Genomic DNA, 15,920 nt, shown 5'->3' on the forward strand with positions numbered 1-15,920 from the left:
GGCCAGTTTCAGGCGACCGGGCTTCGGCTCGGTTGGATCAGTAAATGCTGAACGGGAAGTACTTGTCGTTGATCTGCTTGTAGGTGCCGTCAGCGATGATTTCGGCCAGCGCCTTGTTCAGCTTCTCACGCAGCTCGTCGTTGCCCTTGCGCACGGCGATGGCGATCTTGTCGTCATCGAATACCGGCTCGCCCTTGAACTCGAAGTCCTTGCCGGCATCGCTCTTGAGCCATTCCCACTGCACGAAGGTGTCGGCCAGGATGCCGTCGACGCGGCCGGAGGCCAGGTCCAGATAGGCGTTCTCCTGGGTGTCATAGAGCTTGATGTCGACCACGCCGTCCAGGTTGTCTTCCAGCCAGGTGCCGGCGATGGTCGCGCGCTGGGCGCCGATCACCTTGCCGTCCAGGTAGCCCTTGTCGGTCTTGAAGTCGGTGGACTTGGGCGCCACGAACTGCAGCTTGTTGGTGTAGTAGTGGTCGGTGAAATCGACGGCGTTCTTGCGCTCTTCGGTCACCGACATCGAGGCGGCGAGGAAGTCGAACTTGCCGGCATTCAGGGCCGGGATGATGCCGTCCCAATCCGAGGTGACCACTTCGCACTCGGTTTGCATCTTGGCGCAGAGGGCGTGAGCGATGTCGAGGTCGAAACCGACCACCTTGCCGCTGGCGTCGATCAGGTTGAAGGGCGGGTAGGCGCCTTCGGTACCAATCCGCAGTTTTTCCGCGGCGAATGCCTGGGTGCCGATGATCAACGATGCAGCAGCGGTCAGCAGGATCTTCTTATAGCTCTTCATGCGAGTGTTGCTCCATTAGCGATGGCTGGACATGAATTGTTTACAGCGCGCCGATTGAGGATTGTCAAATACCTGCTCGGGCGTTCCTTGCTCCTCGACCAGGCCCTGGTGGAGGAATACCACTTCGCTGGATACCTGCTTGGCGAAATTCATCTCATGGGTGACGAGCAGCATGGTCCGACCCTCTTCGGCGAGCGACCGGATCACTGCAAGCACTTCTTGTACCATTTCCGGATCGAGCGCCGAGGTGGGCTCGTCGAACAGGATCACCTTGGGCTGCATCGCCAGGGTCCGCGCAATGGCTGCGCGCTGCTGTTGCCCGCCGGACAGCTGATTGGGATAGACGTGGCGTTTGTCGGCGATACCGACCTTGGCCAACAGCGCCTCGGCCACCTCGGTGGCTTCGGCCTTGCTCTGGCCGAGCACGCGGCGCGGTGCCTCGATGATGTTGTCGAGGATGGTCATGTGCGGCCAGAGGTTGAAGTTCTGGAACACGAAACCCAGTTCGCTGCGAATCCGATTGAGCTGCTTGCCATCGGCGGCGACCAGGTCGCCCTGCTTGTCACGCTTGAGCTTGAGCTGCTCGCCGGCCACCAGAATCTCGCCCTCGTGGGGGTTTTCCAGCAGGTTGATGCAGCGCAGGAAAGTGGATTTTCCGGAGCCTGAAGAGCCGAGGATGGAAATCACATCGCCATCGCTGGCGGTCAGCGAAATGCCTTTGAGAACTTCCAGATCGCCGTAGCGCTTGTGCAGATTGCGGATTTCCAGTGCAGGGATGGCCTCGGCCATGAGGGGTCCTCTTACAGACCGGCGAAGGCCGCCATGGTCTAGATATCTGATGGTGCGCTCCGCGCGAGCTGCTCACCGTCCTGGCGAGGCGCAAACCTAGCATGCGATGCGGCATGCGCCAAGCGCGATGCGGCGTTGAGCGGCGTGACCGATCGGTCATGTTTCGCTGGCCACCGATGCGCCCCTATCTATATAGATGAAATCGGCGCTGCACGCGCAGGCGCACTCCGACGCCTTGCGCGAACGGCAGGCTCGGCCCGCTTCCGTGCGGCCCGAGGCGGCCTCGCTCTCAACTCGCTTCCGGCTTGGGTGCGTCCTGATCGTCGGAGAGCATTTCGTCGTGTTCGGCCATTTTCCACGGCAAGCTCCCCGGCGAGATGTGCAGGAAGTGCAGGTACTTCTCGAACTGATCGAGTATGTCGCTGATGATGTCCGCCTGGTCGTATCCGTAGACGTCGTAGTGCTGGCCGCCGCGGCGCAGGAACACTTCGGCGCGGTAATACTGCTCGTCCGCCTCCGGCCCCTCGGTCAGGGCGAACGCCGGCATGGCGTAACCGACCGCACGGATCTCGTAGATGAAGTCCACCTGGTCGTCCTTGATGACCTCCAGGTAGAGCCGCGAGTGGGCTTCATCGGTGTGCACTTCGGCAGTCCATTCCTGGCCACTGAGCTCGCGCTGCACGCGGCGCATGGCTTTCAGCACCGTGGTGTTCATGAAGCCATCGACTTCTTCCCGGCTGGGGAAACTGACCATCCCTGCCAGGCGCTTCTTCCACAGGCCGGGGCCGGCGTTGCTCGCCAGCCGGCTGCCCTGCATGTGGCTTTGCAGACTGGTTTCGTGGTGACCTTCGATCACCAGTGCGCGCCACATGCCCAGCGCGGCGATCATCATGATGATCGCGAAGGGCAGCGCGCTGGCGATGGTCATAGTCTGCAGCGCGCTGAGGCCGCCGGCCAGCAGCAGGGCGGATGCCACGACCCCCTCGATGCTGGCCCAGAACACCCGCTGCCACACCGGCGTGTGCAGCGCGCCGCCGGCGGCCAGCGAGTCGATCACCAGCGAGCCGGAGTCCGACGAAGTGACGAAGAAGGTGATGATCAGCACCACCGCCAGGAACGACGCGATGGACGTCATCGGCAGCAGTTCGAACAGTTTGAACAACGCGATGGCGTTGTCCGCCTGCACATCGCCGATCAGCGAGGTATAGCCCTCGACCATGATCATGTGCAGTGCCGTGTCGCCGAATACCGAGAACCAGAGGAAGGTGAATATGGTCGGCACGAACATCACGCCGAAGACGAACTGACGGATGGTCCGGCCGCGGCTGATCTTGGCGATGAACAGCCCGACGAAAGGCGACCAGGCGATGGTCCAGCCAAAGATGAATAGCGTCCAGTTGCCGATCCAGTCGCTGCGGCTGTAGGCCTGCAGGTTGAAGGTGCGCTCGATGATGTTGTTCAGGTAGCTGCCGGTGTTCTGCAGGAAGGTTTCGAGAATGAAGATGCCCGGCCCGACCAGAAACACGAAGAGCATCAGGCCGATCGCCAGAATCATGTTCAACAGCGAAAGGTTCTTTACGCCCTTGTCCAAGCCGGCGACCACCGAGCAGACCGCCAGGCCGGTGATGATCGCGATGGCAATGATCTGCACGTTGATGCTGATCGGTATCGACGGCCAGAGGTAGTTGATGCCCGCGTTGATCTGGGTGACGGACAGGCCCAGTGTGGTGGCGATACCGAACAGCGTGCCGAGAATCGCGAAGACATCCACCACATGGCCGATCGGCCCGTGGATACGTTCGCCGATGATCGGGTACAGCGCCGAGCGCATCGACAGTGGCAGGCCGTGGCGGAACGAGAAGTACGCCAGTACCAGACCGGTCAGGCCGTAGATGGCCCAGATATGAAAGCCCCAGTGGAAGAAGGCGATCTGCATCGCCTGCTTGGCCGCGTCGACGGTTTCCCCGGCGCCGGCGGGCGGCGAGGCGTAGTGCAACACCGGCTCGGCCACACCGAAGAACAGCAGGGCGATGCCGTAGCCGGCGGAAAACAGCATGGCGAACCAGGCCGGGAAGCTGTACTGCGGCTCGGCGTGATCCGGACCCAGCTTGATGTTGCCCCAGGGCGTCATGGCGATGCCGACGATGAACACCAGGAAAAAGGCCACCGAGAGCATGTAGAACCAGCCGAAATTGGTGGTGATGAAGGCCAGCGTCGAGCTGAACACCTCACCGGCCAGTTCCGGATTGCTGATGGTCCCGATCACCAGCAGCAGCGTGACGATCACCGCTGGAATGAATACGGGGAACAGAATGATGGCCTTGGGCATTTTCTTGGCGGCGTCCATGGGCGGTCAGCCTCCCTATTGCGAGTGGGTGATGAGCGGGATGTGCGTGGCGAAACCTCCGGAATGCCCGAACGCTGCCTTCTGGATAGACGGGTGTAAGCGTCGAATGATTCAGCGAAAATGCCAGGAAGGGCTCCGCTCTGGCGTAGCGAAGCGTCTAGAAAGCCGGCTCCAGCCCGTGATGGTGCAGAATCCTGGCGATGCTTCCATCACCGATCAGCACCTCGAGCGCGTCGTTGAAACGCTCGAATTCGGCTTCGCCGACTGCTGCACGGGAAAGGCCGATTGCGTAGGAAATACGCTGCAGTTCGCCCGCTTCATGGATGTCGAGCAGCCTTTCCTGATCGATCAGATGCCAGGCGACATCCTGATTGACCACGGCAACGCCTTGCTCGCCGAACCTACCGGCCTCCAGCATACGCAGCAGCCGCCGATTATCCGCCTCCAGAATCAGCGTCACGTCGCCGACCTCAGACAGATGCTGGCCGAGCACGAACGAGGTTCCGGAGGGCCCGTACACCGCGATGCTGCGTCCCTCCAGGTCCTCGGGGAGATGAAAGACGAAGCGGCTCGCCGAGTGTGCATAGACCCCATAGCGGGAAGTGACCAGCATTCGGGTAAGGTGGAAAGCGCGCTCGCGATCCGGTGAGCGGATCACGGTGAAGATGCCGTCCACCTCGCCCGCCTCGGCCAATGCAAGTGCGCGGCGCCATGGCAACAGCTGCACCGGGCAGTCGACCTCCATCCGCGCGCAGACGGCTTCGATGATCTCGACGAAAGGCCCGACCGCACGGGCCTCGGTGTCCGTAGTTGCCGATCCATAGGTGAACGGTGGGAAGTCCTCGGTGACGAAGCGCAGCTCATTGGCCTGGCAGTTGCCCACTGCTGCTACCAGGCCGACGACTATCGCAATCCATCGAGTGGGCATGCTGCAAGCTCCAGGCGATCGGCAGAGCGGTAATTCGCGCCGCGTTTTGGCAGGCTAGCGTGTCGACGCCTGCGGCGCGAACTCTCGAATCAGGGTAACCAGACGTAGGCCTGGCGCCCAGTTAACGTCGACCGATGAGCGAGCGCCCCTGCTAGCGGTTCTTGCGCATCTGCTCGCGCCATTCCCATGGCGGTTGCTGTTCGGTCTTGTGCAACGACCACAGGCCGCGGCGGAACTCCCGGGCGACCGCCTCCAGGTCGAGCAGCCTGCGGTCGTCCAGGTGGCTGCGATACGCCCAGGCGGCGCCCGCCCTGACCATTTCCGAATTGACGTCGATGTTGCCAGCGCTGACTCGCGCCAGGACCCGCCCAAGGTCATCGCGGCCCTTGATCTCGAGCGTCACGTTCTTGCCGAAGATGTGGTCGGAGAGCGCTTGCCGGGCCTGGCTGCCATAGGGTTGCTTGAGTTCCGGGGTGTCGATTCCCGCCAATCTGACCCTGAGCCGGTCGCCCACGTTGGTCCGGCAACTGAAGGTGTTGCCATCGGCGATGCCGATCACCCGGCAGTCGAACGATTCGGCGAAGACAGGCATGGCAGTGGTGAGCAGGACGACAAGCAGGTAGCGCAGCATGAGGGCATCCATGCGGTTCGGGCGGGCGAGGGTAACAGGCTGGTCGCTGCCCTGATCGGCGCCAGGTCTCAGATGGTCCGTCTTGCATTGGCGAAATCGCGGCCGGTCACGCATTGCGAGAAATGCGCCGAACGCCGCTCGCCATGGCGTGCGCAACGCTCAGAAGGCGGCTTCGAGTTGGTGCCGGCGCAGGATCTTCGGCACCGTGCCATCGGCTATTGCCGCGTCCAGCGCCTGCTCGAACGCTTCGAACTGTGCCACGCTCACCGTCTTGCGCGAGAGACCGATGCCATAGCGGATCGGGCCCATCTCGCCGGCCTCACGCACTCCACTAAGGCGCTCTTCCCCGATCAGGTGCCAGGCGACATCCTGATTGAGCACCGCCAGGCCGTCCACGCCGAAGCGTCCGGACTGCAGCATGCGCAAAAGTCGGCGATTGTTGGTAGTCAGGTGCAGGCGTACGTCAGGCACCGACTTGAGGCGTTCGGACAGCACATAAGAGGTGCCGGACGGGCCATAGACGCCAACCAGCCGGCCCGCCACATCGCCTGGTTGGTTGAAGACGAAGCTGCTCTCGGTCTGGGCGAAAACACTGTAGCGAGAAGTGACCAGCATCCGGCTGATGTGGAAAATCTGCTCGCGCTGCGGTGAAGGTGTCAGGGTGAATATTCCATCCACCTGTCCCTGCTCGGCCAGACGGAATGCGCGCTGCCAGGGGTACAGGGTGATCGTGCACTGGCGCTGCAAGCGTGCGCAGATCGCATGCACCACCTCCACGAACGGGCCCGCCGCGGCAACACCTGCGGTTTCGCTGACCGGGGCATCAGCCGGATAGGTGAACGGCGGGAAGTCTTCGGTCACGAAACGCCACTGCGCCGCGCCGGCCGGGGCGGCGTTCGACAACAGCCATATCAGCAGAATCGAGAGAATCCTGTGCACCATTCGGCTCCTTGCGCTATGCAGCATTCCTTGGCAGTTCGACGCGGCCGGGCAATATCCCGCTCAGGCCCGCTCCGTTAGCGTCAGCCTAGCGCAGAATGAAGTCGGAGCGATGAAGTGAATGCAGGCATGAGCCCCGGCTGGCCGTGCGCGCCTGCGTTGCGGCTACCCCTCGTGGCGCGGCGCGGGTGTCGATCCGTATCCGGGCTTTCAGTCAACGAGTGGCTTGGGGGAATCACAGGGTGTTAGCGATAGGGAAGCTGCCTCCGTGTGCATGCCATTAAGGTCGCTCCGGAAGGCGGGGCTGGAGCGCAGCGGGTCGCCGGCAAAAACTACAGGCAATAAAAAACCCCAAGGAGGTTAATTTCGCTTGGGGTTTCTCGGTATTAGTGGTGCCCAGGGACGGAATCGAACCGCCGACACGGGGATTTTCAATCCCCTGCTCTACCGACTGAGCTACCTGGGCAACGGGGCGCTATTAGACGGATTTGGCTTTTGCCTGTCAAGCGTGGTCCGGAAAAATATTTAATCCGGACGGGCGCTTAGCGCAGCCGACGGTCATTCGCTCGGTGGCACGTAGCCTTCGGCCTTGGCGTAATCCTCGCCGGAGAAGAATTTGTCCATCTCGCCCTGAAGGAACTTGCGGTCCTCGGCGTTCATCATGTTCAGCCGGCGCTCGTTGATCAGCATGGTCTGGTGCTTCTGCCAGTCGTCCCAGGCCTGCTTGGAGATGTTGTTGTAGATGTCCTCGCCTTTCTGGCCTGGAAACGGCGGGCGCTCGAGGCCGGGGAGTTCTTCGTTGTACTTGCGGCAGTTCACGGTGCGGGTCATGAGGTTTCTCCTGCATTCAATTCAGCGGCGGCGCGCTTGAGCAGTGTTTTCACCGGCGCGGCGAGGCCGAGGCGCGGCGGGGTGGCGAGGTTATACCAGAGCCAGTCGGCCTCGGCCACGGCGTCGGGCGCGGACTTGACCCTGATCAGCCAGGGCTCGATGGCCAATTGGAAATGGCTGAAGGTGTGGGTCAGGCCTGGCAGCTCGCGGCGCTCCTCGAGCTGCAGGGCATGCCGCTCGGCCAATGGGTCGAGGGCGGCGAGGTCGTCCAGCTCCGGCAGGCTCCAGAGCCCGCCCCACAGGCCCGTCGACGGGCGGCGGTAGAGCAGGATGGCGCCTTCGCGATTGGCCAGCAGCGGCATCAGCGTGCGTTTCTGCGGCAGCGTCTTGCGTGGCTTGGGCACCGGGAAGTCGGTTTCGCGCCCGAGCAGATGGGCGCGGCAGCCGTCCCTGAGCGGGCAGAGCAGGCAGCTCGGGCGGCTGCGCGTGCACAGCGTGGCGCCGAGATCCATCATCGCCTGGGTGTAATGGTTGACGTGCTGCTGCGGAGTGAAGCGTTCGGCCACTTCCCATAGCTGGCGGGCCACCTTCGGCTCGCCGGGATAGCCGTCCTGCGCAACGTAGCGGGCCAGCACGCGCTTGACGTTGCCGTCGAGGATCGGCGCGCGCAGGCCCATGCTGATACTGGCGATGGCGCCGGCGGTGGAGAGGCCGATGCCCGGTAGTTCGGCGAGCTTGTTTACATCCGCCGGAAACACGCCGCCATGTTCGGCAACGATGAGTTTCGCAGTCTTGTGCAGATTGCGTGCGCGACTGTAGTAGCCGAGGCCGGTCCACAGGTGCAGGACCTCATCCTCCTCGGCGGCGGCGAGCGCCTCGACGCTGGGCAGCGCCTCCATGAAGCGGTCGAAGTAGCCAAGCACGGTGCTGACCTGGGTCTGCTGCAGCATGATCTCCGACACCCACACCCGGTACGGCGTGATGTTCTGCTGCCAGGGCAGATCCTTGCGGCCGTGGCGGTCGAACCAGTCGAGGACCGCCGCGCCGAACTGCTCCGGGCTCATCGCTTGAACAGGCCCTTGAGCGCGTCCTTGAGTTCCGGGCTGACCTTGTCGCCGAGCTTCTCTTCGATCTTCTCGTTGAGCTTCTCGCCGGCCAGCCGCGCCGCGACCTTGCCCAGGGCGTCGTTGTCGAAGCGGCAGGCCTTGGCGCCCAACTCCAGTGGGCCGCGGCAGCGCAGCGGCCATTCGATGCCGACGTAGCGCTCGTTGACCTGGCAGGCAGGGTCCGGCATGGCGCCCTTGTCGCCCTCGATGACGATGCCGACGCGGTAGTCCATGCCCAGCACACGCAGATCGACGTCGCCCTTGCCGTTGACGGTGAGCCCGGGAATGCTGGCCTTGAGGTCGGGGTTGCTGGCCACGCCATTGCGCAGCGTCAGGTTGCCCTTGAGTTCGCGGAACGGCGTGTCCTTGCTGCGTGGCTCGCTGGTGAGCGGCTTACGATTGAGCGTGGCGATGGCGCGGCACAGCTGCTGCTCGAGGTTGGCGTCGACCAGCATGCCGTTGTCGATGATGAAGCCGAGCTTGCCGTTGAGGTTGTCGATCCAGGCCTTCTCGCTGTTGCCCTGGGTGCGCAGGTCGGCATCCAGGTTGAGCAGCCCCTTGACCACCACGTCCTCGCCCTGGCTTTCCAGCAGACGCTCGACCGGCACGCCATTGAAGCGGTTCTGCACGGTCAGCAATGGCAGGGCTGGGCGTACGTCGAGGCTGGCCGAGCCATCCAGGCGGCCGCCATACAGTCCGCTGCGCACTTCCTGCAGGGTCAGCAGGCCGTTGCGGGTACGCGCCTTGAGGTTGAAGCCGTCCAGCGGGATCTTCATTGCGGTCAGGCTGCCGATGGCCAGGCTGACCTCGGTGTCGAGTTTGCGCAGCTGATCCACCGGCAACACTGACGCTTCGCTCCAGGCCTGCTGGGTCGGCGCGTTGGGCAGGGGCGTGGTGCCGCTGCCGATGGCGCTGGCCTGGGTACTCTTGACCTCGTTCTTGCGCGCCGCCTCGGCCGCCTGTTCCTTGCTCGGCGGCGGCAGGTAGCGATCCAGATCGAAGCGGTCGCCTTTGAGGTCGATGCGCAGCGCCTGGCGGGCGAAGTCGCTGACGGCGAGGCGGCCGGTGAAGGTGCTGTCGTCGAGTTTAAGAGTCAGCTCTTCCAGCGCCAGGCTGTTCGGCGTACCGCTCAGGCGACTGACCAGTTCGGCCTTGCTCAGTGCGGCAGCGTCAGCCATGGCCGGCAGCTGCTGGCCAGTGCCCTGGAGGAATTCGCGCAGGTTGAATTGCGCGACGGTCAGCGCGCCGCTGATCTTCGGTTCCTTGTCCAGGTCGCGTGCCTTCAGCTCGCCCAGCCCGCGCAGCTGGTTGGCGGTGAACTTGAGGCTGTTCCACTCGGCGATCTGCGCGGCGAGATCGACCAGCAGCTGGCCCTGGGCGCTGAAGGTCAGCGTCTGCCCTTGCAGCGGTTCGCCGGAAGCCTCGCCGGACAGGCGCATGTCCTCGAACTGGTAGCGTTTGAGCTGATTGTCGAAACGCAGTGCGCCCTGCAGCTCGGTGCGCGCGCGCATCACCGGCTTGTTGCTGCCGAAGAAGGCGTTGAGCTTGAGCGGGATCGAGCTGCCTTCGCGGATCGCGCCGGTCGTGAGTTCGATGCTTTCGGCGCTGTACTGCTGGCCGGTCTTGGCGTCGCTGTAGGTGACGCGGGCATCACTGACGGTCAAGCTGTCGATGTCCAGGGTCAGTGGCTTGCTGCGCGAAGCGGGGGCTGCATCCGGTTTGGCCGGTGGTTCGCTGGCCTCGGCGGCTGGCGCGGTTTGTTCGGCCTGCTTGGCCGGTTGGCCGACGCCCTCCCAGTTGCCGCGGCCCTGTTCGTCACGGCTCAGGGTCAGGTTGAGGCCGTTGACGGTGATGTCGCTCATCTGCACTTCGCGGCTCAGCAGCGGCATCACCCGCACCGACAGGCCGAGCATGCGCAGGTCGGCGAAAGGCTGCTCGGGTGTCTGTGCACTGGCCAGGGTGGTTTCGTGCAGCTCCAGGCCAAGCCAGGGGAACAGGCTCCAGCCGATGTCGCCTTTGATGTCCAGTTCGAGGCCGGCCTTGCTGCGTGCCAGGTCGCGGATTTCGTCCTTGTAGTCGTTGGGATCGAATAGGTGGGTCAGGGCGAAGCCCGCCGCCACGACGATCAGCAACAGCCCGAGAAAGACCAGACCCAGGATTTTGCCGAGCGATTTCATGGACGAGTCCTTGTAGATGAACGATCTGAAAAGTGCCGAGTATAGCCCCGTGCCTGCACTTGTCGGGAACGCGGTCGGCGTTGGAGTGCCGTTGCGGGGGCGGGTTCCACAGCTGGCTGCGACGAGCGGCAAGCGCGTCCTGCTGACGGATCGGGCAGCAGGGCGCAGCGAATGTCGCGTGGGCGACTTAGAGCGAATCCAGCGGCAGATGCGTGCGCGCAGCCAGGGCGCTGGATTCCAGATGCCCTGCGGGTGCGGCCAGGCGCAGCGGTTTGCCGGCGTCGCTGGCCAGCCGCTGGGTTTCTTCCAGCAGGCGGCGGCCGACGCCGCGTTTGCGGGTGACTTTGCGCACGCACAGGTGCGACAGGCGCCAGGCTTCGTCGCCGCGCTGCAGCAGGGCGGCGCCGAGCAGACGGTCATTGAAGCGACCGGCGATCAGACTGCCATCGGCCAGCGCCGCCGCGATCAGCGCGTCGGCGCTGGCATAGGGCGTCAGCAGCCATTCGGGTGCATCGGCGTAGATTTTCGCCAGATCGGTTAAATCCTGCGGGCTGGGCTGGGTGACGGATTCGACGTAGACGGGCATGGCGACCTTGCGACGGCTGAGCAGAAATGCCGGCAAGGATACGCCGAACCGCCGCCAGCGCACGAGACGCCGGCGGTGGGCGCACCCGGTCAATGCAGGCGATGGCGTTCGTGCAGGAAGCTCAGCACCGCGCGGCGATAGTGGTTGTACTCGGGGTCGTCGGCGAGGGCGATGCGGTCGCGCGGGCGCGGCAGCTTCACTTCGAGAATCTCGCCGATGGTCGCCGAGGGGCCGTTGGTCATCATCACGATGCGGTCGGAGAGCAGAACGGCTTCGTCGACGTCGTGGGTGATCATCATCATGGTGTTGCCCAGGTCCTTCTGGATCTTCATCACCTCGTCCTGCAGGTGCGCGCGGGTCAGCGCATCCAGCGCGCCGAACGGTTCGTCGAGCAGCAGCACCTTGGGTTTCATCGCCAGCGCGCGGGCGATGCCGACGCGCTGTTTCATGCCGCCGGAGATTTCCTGCGGATACTTGTTCAGCGCGTGGCCCATGTTTACCAGCGCCAGGTTGTGCTCAATCCAGTCGCGCCGTTCGCGCTTGCCCATGCTGCGCTTGAACAGCTTGTTCACCGCCACTTCGACGTTCTCGTAGACGGTCAGCCAGGGCAGCAGCGAGTGGTTCTGGAACACCATGCTGCGGTCCGGGCCGGGGCCGCGGACTTCCTTGCCGTCGAGGATCACGCCGCCGAGGCTGGGGTCGAGCAGCCCGGCGACGATGTTCAGCACCGTCGACTTGCCGCAGCCGGAGTGGCCGATGATGGAGATGAACTCGCCCTTGGCGATGTTCAGGTTGATGTCCTTGAGCACCTGCGAGGCGAAGTTGCCGCGCACGAAACTCTTGTCCAGGTGTTCGATGGAGAGATAGCTCATGGCGTTGCTCCTCAATTGGCCGGAATGCCGCGGGTGATGCGCTGGCCGACGAAGGCCACCAGGCGATCGAGCACGAAGCCGACCACGCCGATGTAAACGAGCGCGAGGATGATGTCGCTGATGCGCGAGGCGTTCCACGCATCCCAGATGAAGAAGCCGATGCCGACGCCACCGATGAGCATCTCCGCGGCGATGATCGCCAGCCACGACAGGCCGACGCCGATGCGCAGGCCGGTGAAGATGTAGGGCGCGGCGGCCGGCAGCATGATGGTCTTGAAGTACTCGAAGCCGTTGAGCTGCAGCACCTGGGCGACGTTGCGGTAGTCCTGCGGGATGTTGCGGATGCCCACCGCGGTATTGATGATGATCGGCCAGATCGCGGTGATGAAGATGACGAACAGCGCCGAAGGATGGCTGTCCTGGAAGCCCGCCAGCGACAGCGGCAGCCAGGCCAGCGGCGGCACGGTGCGCAGCACCTGGAAGATCGGATCGAGGCCGCGCATGGCCCAGTCCGACTGGCCGATCAGCACGCCGAGGCCGACCCCGGCGACCACCGCCAGCAGGTAGCCGACCGCCACCCGTTCGAGGCTGGCCAGCAGTTGCCAGGCCAGGCCCACGTCATTGCCGCCGTTGTCGTAGAACGGATCGACGATCAGCTCCCAGGTTTCCGCAATCACCTGCGACGGCGGCGGCAGCGCGGCATTGGCGCCGGAGCAGAGCATCTCCCAGATCACGCCGAGCAGCAGCAGGATTACCAGCGGTGGTACCAGCTGCTGCAGTGCGTAGCGGCCGCTGCGCCGAGCCAGCGTGGCGAGCCGTGATGGGCGGACGATGGACACCGGCTCGGCGCTGGCGGGCTGCAGTTTGACGTTGGCATTCATGGGCTTTTCCTCGCGGGGCTGGCGGTGTTCAGGCCATGGCCTTGATGGTTAGGCTGTCCAGGTAGGCTTGCGGGTTCTCGGGATCGAAGATCTTGCCGTCGAAGAACTTCTCCACGCCGCGGGAGGTGGAGGTCGGGATAAGCTCGGCGGGCAGGTTCAGCTCGCCGGCGGCGGCGCGCCAGATGTCTTCGCGGTTGACCTTGGCGATCAGCGCCTGGCTGTCGAAGTCGGCCGGCAGGTAACCCCAGCGCTTGTTCTCGGTCAGGAACCAGAGGTCGTGGCTCTGGAACGGGTAGGAGGCGTGGTCGTCCCAGTAGCGCATCTGCTCGGGATGGTTCTCGATGACCTTGCCGGTGCCATAGGCGAAGTTGCCCTTCATGCGGTCGACGATGTCCTTGTAGGGCGCGCCGATCCACTTGCGCTGCGAGCAGATCTTCGCCACTTCTTCCTTGTTCTCGGCCTTCTCGCAGAACTGCTGGGCTTCCATGATCGCCATGGTCAGCGCCTTGGCCGCATTGGGGTTGGCGGCCACGTAGTCGCTGCGCAGGGCGAAGGCCTTCTCCGGGTGGTTGTGCCACAGCTCGCCGGTGGTGTTGGCGGTGTAGCCGATCTTCTGGTTGATCAGCTGCGCGTTCCACGGCTCGCAGACGCAGAAAGTGTCCATGCTGCCGACCTTCATGTTGGCGACCATCTGTGCCGGCGGCACGACGATGGTGTTGATGTCGGCGTTCGGGTCGATGCCGCCGGCCGCCAGCCAGTAGCGCATCCACAGGTCATGGGTGCCGCCGGGGAAGGTCATCGCCGCACTGACCTTCTTGCCGCTGGCCTTCTTCGCCTCCAGCGCGGCCTTGAATGGCGTGCTGTCGAGGCCGATCTTCAGGTCGCGATATTCCTCGCCGACCGAGATGCACTGGCCGGACAGATTCAGCCGCGCGAGGATCGACATGGGCACCGGCTGGTTGTTCGGTGTGACGGTGCCGGCGCTGATCAGGTACGGCATCGGCGTGAGAATGTGCGCGCCGTCGATGCCGTTCTTCGCCGAGCCGAGCACCAGGTTGTCGCGGGTGGTGCCCCAGGACGACTGCTTGAGCACCTCGACCTCGGTCATCCCGTACTTGGCGAAGAAGCCCTTCTCCGCGGCGACGAACAGCGGTGCGGCGTCGGTCAGGGCGATGAAGCCGAGCTTGGCTTTTGGGGTTTCCACGTCGCCGCCGGCCGCCCAGGCCGCCGAGCGCATGCTCAGGGACATGCCGCCGAACAGGGCGACGCCGCTGGCGGCGATGATCGAATGCTTGAGAAAGCTGCGGCGCGAGGCCAGCGTCACGCTGCTGGGCTGGTCGTTGTTCGGCTTGTCGGTCATGGTCGGATTTTCCTTTGGGCGAAAAAAAACGGCGCCACACCGCCCGGCTGGAGCCGGATAGCGTGGACACCGTTGTCCTGATGAGGAGTTGTGAAAGCCGAAAGATCCGGCCTTGTCTGAGCTTTGCGAAAGCTGTGCCAGAACTGTTCGGGCGGCACCGAGCGGATACCGCCGCGGCATCGAATCGCCCGATGGCTTCCATCAAATCAAGCACTTGCGACGACGCCGCAGAAAGGCTGCGACCAGCTTGGTGATTGGCTCGCTCAAGATGAGTTGTGCGTGGCGATTCTGCGGGGCTGGTGGCGCATGCACATTCGCGGGGCAGGCATGCTGGTCCGATGGCGTGGCGTGCCTGTTTTCAGTGCCGGAAACGTTGGCCCAGGGTGCGCGCCGGGGCGCGCTCGGCCGCCGGCTGAGCCAGTGACAGCAGGCGCTGGGCAACCTCCTCCAGGCGCAGGCCCTGATTCATTGCCGCCTGGCGCAGCCAGCTGTAGGCCTCGCCTTCGGAGAAGCCCTGCTGGCGCATGAGCTGCTGCTTGGCCCGCTCCACCTGCTTGCGCTCGTCCAGCGCCTGACGCGCCTCGCGCAACTCTTCATTGAGGCCCTGCAGGCGGACGCTCTGGGTCAGCAGCAGCTCCAGGGTCGAGCGCGCCACCATCGCGGTCATGCCGTCCGGCGGCGGCGCGTCGAGATCGCTGGCCTGCACGCTGAACAGCTTGGCCTGCTCGGCGGCGGCGTGCATGTCGGCGATGCCGTCGAGCAGCTTGCGATGGCTCTGCAGGCCCTTGCGGATGCGCTCGATGCTGTACCGGCACTGTTGCAACAGGTCCTGCTCCAGGCGTGTCTCGACCTGCTTCATCGCATCGATGCGCTGCGTGTGCAACTCGAACCAGAGCTCGCACAGCTGCGGCTCGACCGCCGCGCCGGGGCTGGTGCGGCGTGCGATATCACGCAGGCGGCAGGCGTTGCTGTTCGTCTCACTGGCGCACAGCGCTTGCCATAGCGCCTGCGCTGCTGGGCTGGCGAAGCGGTCAAAGGTTGTGAAGCAGCGCTCCTGACCTTCGAGCAGGTGTTCCAGGCGCTCCAGCATGTCGCCGCGGAAATAGCCGCTGGCGAAGCCGACCACTCCGAGCGCGCGCTCCTGGCCGGCCAACTCCTTGCCCTGCATGAAATTGAACAGTGCCACCAGGCAGCGCGTGATGTCCGGATCGGCGGCGGTGTCGGCCGCTTCGAACACCACTGCGAGAAGCCCGCCGATCAGCCGCACCAGTGTCGCCGTGGCGTCCTGCATGCCGATGGCGTGCTCGCGGATGCGCCGGCGTAGTGCGGGCAGCTCGTCGAGGCTGTGCAGCGCATAGGCGATGCGGGTGAACAGGCGGGTCTTGTCGGCGCTGCTGACGGCATCCAGGTCGATTCGATCCAGATCCAGACGGACGTCGCGCTCCAGCGCCTCGGCTTCCAGGCTGAGCACGTCGAGCTGCTGGCGCTGATGCGCGGCGTTACCGCTAAGGTAGATGTTCGAGTAGCCGCGCTCCTTCTGCAGCGCGTGCACCAGCTGGCTGATGCGGGTGACCAGTTCGCAGGTACGCGCCAGATCCTCCAGGCCGAGCAATTCGCTGCGCCGGGACGCCAGCATGAAGCGCAGGGTCGCAGGCATTTTCCGTCCGTGCATGGGCGGCA

The 15,920-nt window shown here is 64.3% G+C and carries 14 protein-coding genes and 1 tRNA gene; all 15 read right to left on the reverse strand.

Features of this window, described 5'->3' with window-relative positions; translation table 11 throughout:
• Positions 1 to 37: 37 nt before the first annotated feature.
• Positions 38 to 793, reverse strand: coding sequence for an ABC transporter substrate-binding protein (locus P5704_014580; protein WOF77290.1), 756 nt, complete (start codon positions 791 to 793; stop codon positions 38 to 40).
• Between the two features lie 15 nt (positions 794 to 808).
• Positions 809 to 1,582 (reverse strand): ABC transporter ATP-binding protein, encoded by a 774-nt coding sequence (locus P5704_014585; protein WOF77291.1) that lies wholly within the window; start codon positions 1,580 to 1,582, stop codon positions 809 to 811.
• A 289-nt stretch (positions 1,583 to 1,871) separates the two neighbouring features.
• The gene (locus P5704_014590; GenBank protein WOF77292.1) at positions 1,872 to 3,929 is read right to left on the reverse strand and encodes a BCCT family transporter; all 2,058 of its coding nucleotides are present in this window, start codon (positions 3,927 to 3,929) and stop codon (positions 1,872 to 1,874) included.
• A 157-nt stretch (positions 3,930 to 4,086) separates the two neighbouring features.
• The gene (locus P5704_014595; protein WOF77293.1) at positions 4,087 to 4,857 is read right to left on the reverse strand and encodes a transporter substrate-binding domain-containing protein; all 771 of its coding nucleotides are present in this window, start codon (positions 4,855 to 4,857) and stop codon (positions 4,087 to 4,089) included.
• 151 nt (positions 4,858 to 5,008) lie between these two features.
• Entirely contained in the window at positions 5,009 to 5,488 is a 480-nt protein-coding gene (locus P5704_014600; GenBank protein WOF77294.1) for a thermonuclease family protein, read from the reverse strand.
• A 159-nt stretch (positions 5,489 to 5,647) separates the two neighbouring features.
• On the reverse strand, positions 5,648 to 6,430 hold the full coding sequence (locus P5704_014605; protein WOF77295.1) for a transporter substrate-binding domain-containing protein: 783 nt from the start codon (positions 6,428 to 6,430) through the stop codon (positions 5,648 to 5,650).
• A 387-nt stretch (positions 6,431 to 6,817) separates the two neighbouring features.
• Positions 6,818 to 6,893 (reverse strand) — tRNA-Phe (locus P5704_014610).
• 92 nt (positions 6,894 to 6,985) lie between these two features.
• Positions 6,986 to 7,258, reverse strand: coding sequence for an oxidative damage protection protein (locus P5704_014615; protein WOF77296.1), 273 nt, complete (start codon positions 7,256 to 7,258; stop codon positions 6,986 to 6,988).
• A complete protein-coding gene (gene mutY, locus P5704_014620) occupies positions 7,255 to 8,322 on the reverse strand; it encodes an A/G-specific adenine glycosylase (protein WOF77297.1) in 1,068 nt (355 codons plus the stop codon). The genes P5704_014615 and mutY overlap by 4 nt, the downstream gene beginning before the upstream one ends.
• On the reverse strand, positions 8,319 to 10,541 hold the full coding sequence (locus P5704_014625; protein WOF77298.1) for an AsmA family protein: 2,223 nt from the start codon (positions 10,539 to 10,541) through the stop codon (positions 8,319 to 8,321). The genes mutY and P5704_014625 overlap by 4 nt, the downstream gene beginning before the upstream one ends.
• Before the next feature lie 187 nt (positions 10,542 to 10,728).
• Complete coding sequence (panM, locus tag P5704_014630; GenBank protein WOF81238.1) at positions 10,729 to 11,127, reverse strand: aspartate 1-decarboxylase autocleavage activator PanM; 399 nt, start codon at positions 11,125 to 11,127, stop codon at positions 10,729 to 10,731.
• Between the two features lie 89 nt (positions 11,128 to 11,216).
• Positions 11,217 to 11,999 (reverse strand): ABC transporter ATP-binding protein, encoded by a 783-nt coding sequence (locus tag P5704_014635; GenBank protein WOF77299.1) that lies wholly within the window; start codon positions 11,997 to 11,999, stop codon positions 11,217 to 11,219.
• 11 nt (positions 12,000 to 12,010) lie between these two features.
• Positions 12,011 to 12,880 carry a nitrate ABC transporter permease gene (gene ntrB / locus P5704_014640; protein ID WOF77300.1) on the reverse strand — a complete coding sequence of 290 codons (870 nt, stop codon included), beginning with the start codon at positions 12,878 to 12,880 and terminating at the stop codon, positions 12,011 to 12,013.
• Positions 12,881 to 12,908: 28 nt separating this feature from the next.
• Complete coding sequence (locus tag P5704_014645; protein WOF77301.1) at positions 12,909 to 14,240, reverse strand: CmpA/NrtA family ABC transporter substrate-binding protein; 1,332 nt, start codon at positions 14,238 to 14,240, stop codon at positions 12,909 to 12,911.
• Between the two features lie 358 nt (positions 14,241 to 14,598).
• The gene (locus P5704_014650) at positions 14,599 to 15,897 is read right to left on the reverse strand and encodes a nitrate- and nitrite sensing domain-containing protein (GenBank protein WOF81239.1); all 1,299 of its coding nucleotides are present in this window, start codon (positions 15,895 to 15,897) and stop codon (positions 14,599 to 14,601) included.
• Positions 15,898 to 15,920: the final 23 nt, after the last annotated feature.

This window comes from Pseudomonas sp. FeN3W (assembly GCA_030263805.2).
Taxonomy (GTDB): Bacteria; Pseudomonadota; Gammaproteobacteria; order Pseudomonadales; family Pseudomonadaceae; genus Stutzerimonas; species Stutzerimonas stutzeri_G.

What these genes read in the sequence shown, in the direction of transcription:
- P5704_014580 (WOF77290.1), bottom strand. Translation starts at nt 793, where the DNA reads ATGAAGAGCTATAAGAAGATCCTGCTGACCGCTGCTGCATCGTTGATC.
- P5704_014585 (WOF77291.1), bottom strand. Translation starts at nt 1,582, where the DNA reads ATGGCCGAGGCCATCCCTGCACTGGAAATCCGCAATCTGCACAAGCGC.
- P5704_014590 (WOF77292.1), bottom strand. Translation starts at nt 3,929, where the DNA reads ATGGACGCCGCCAAGAAAATGCCCAAGGCCATCATTCTGTTCCCCGTA.
- P5704_014595 (WOF77293.1), bottom strand. Translation starts at nt 4,857, where the DNA reads ATGCCCACTCGATGGATTGCGATAGTCGTCGGCCTGGTAGCAGCAGTG.
- P5704_014600 (WOF77294.1), bottom strand. Translation starts at nt 5,488, where the DNA reads ATGCTGCGCTACCTGCTTGTCGTCCTGCTCACCACTGCCATGCCTGTC.
- P5704_014605 (WOF77295.1), bottom strand. Translation starts at nt 6,430, where the DNA reads ATGGTGCACAGGATTCTCTCGATTCTGCTGATATGGCTGTTGTCGAAC.
- P5704_014615 (WOF77296.1), bottom strand. Translation starts at nt 7,258, where the DNA reads ATGACCCGCACCGTGAACTGCCGCAAGTACAACGAAGAACTCCCCGGC.
- mutY (WOF77297.1), bottom strand. Translation starts at nt 8,322, where the DNA reads ATGAGCCCGGAGCAGTTCGGCGCGGCGGTCCTCGACTGGTTCGACCGC.
- P5704_014625 (WOF77298.1), bottom strand. Translation starts at nt 10,541, where the DNA reads ATGAAATCGCTCGGCAAAATCCTGGGTCTGGTCTTTCTCGGGCTGTTG.
- panM (WOF81238.1), bottom strand. Translation starts at nt 11,127, where the DNA reads ATGCCCGTCTACGTCGAATCCGTCACCCAGCCCAGCCCGCAGGATTTA.
- P5704_014635 (WOF77299.1), bottom strand. Translation starts at nt 11,999, where the DNA reads ATGAGCTATCTCTCCATCGAACACCTGGACAAGAGTTTCGTGCGCGGC.
- ntrB (WOF77300.1), bottom strand. Translation starts at nt 12,880, where the DNA reads ATGAATGCCAACGTCAAACTGCAGCCCGCCAGCGCCGAGCCGGTGTCC.
- P5704_014645 (WOF77301.1), bottom strand. Translation starts at nt 14,240, where the DNA reads ATGACCGACAAGCCGAACAACGACCAGCCCAGCAGCGTGACGCTGGCC.
- P5704_014650 (WOF81239.1), bottom strand. Translation starts at nt 15,897, where the DNA reads ATGCCTGCGACCCTGCGCTTCATGCTGGCGTCCCGGCGCAGCGAATTG.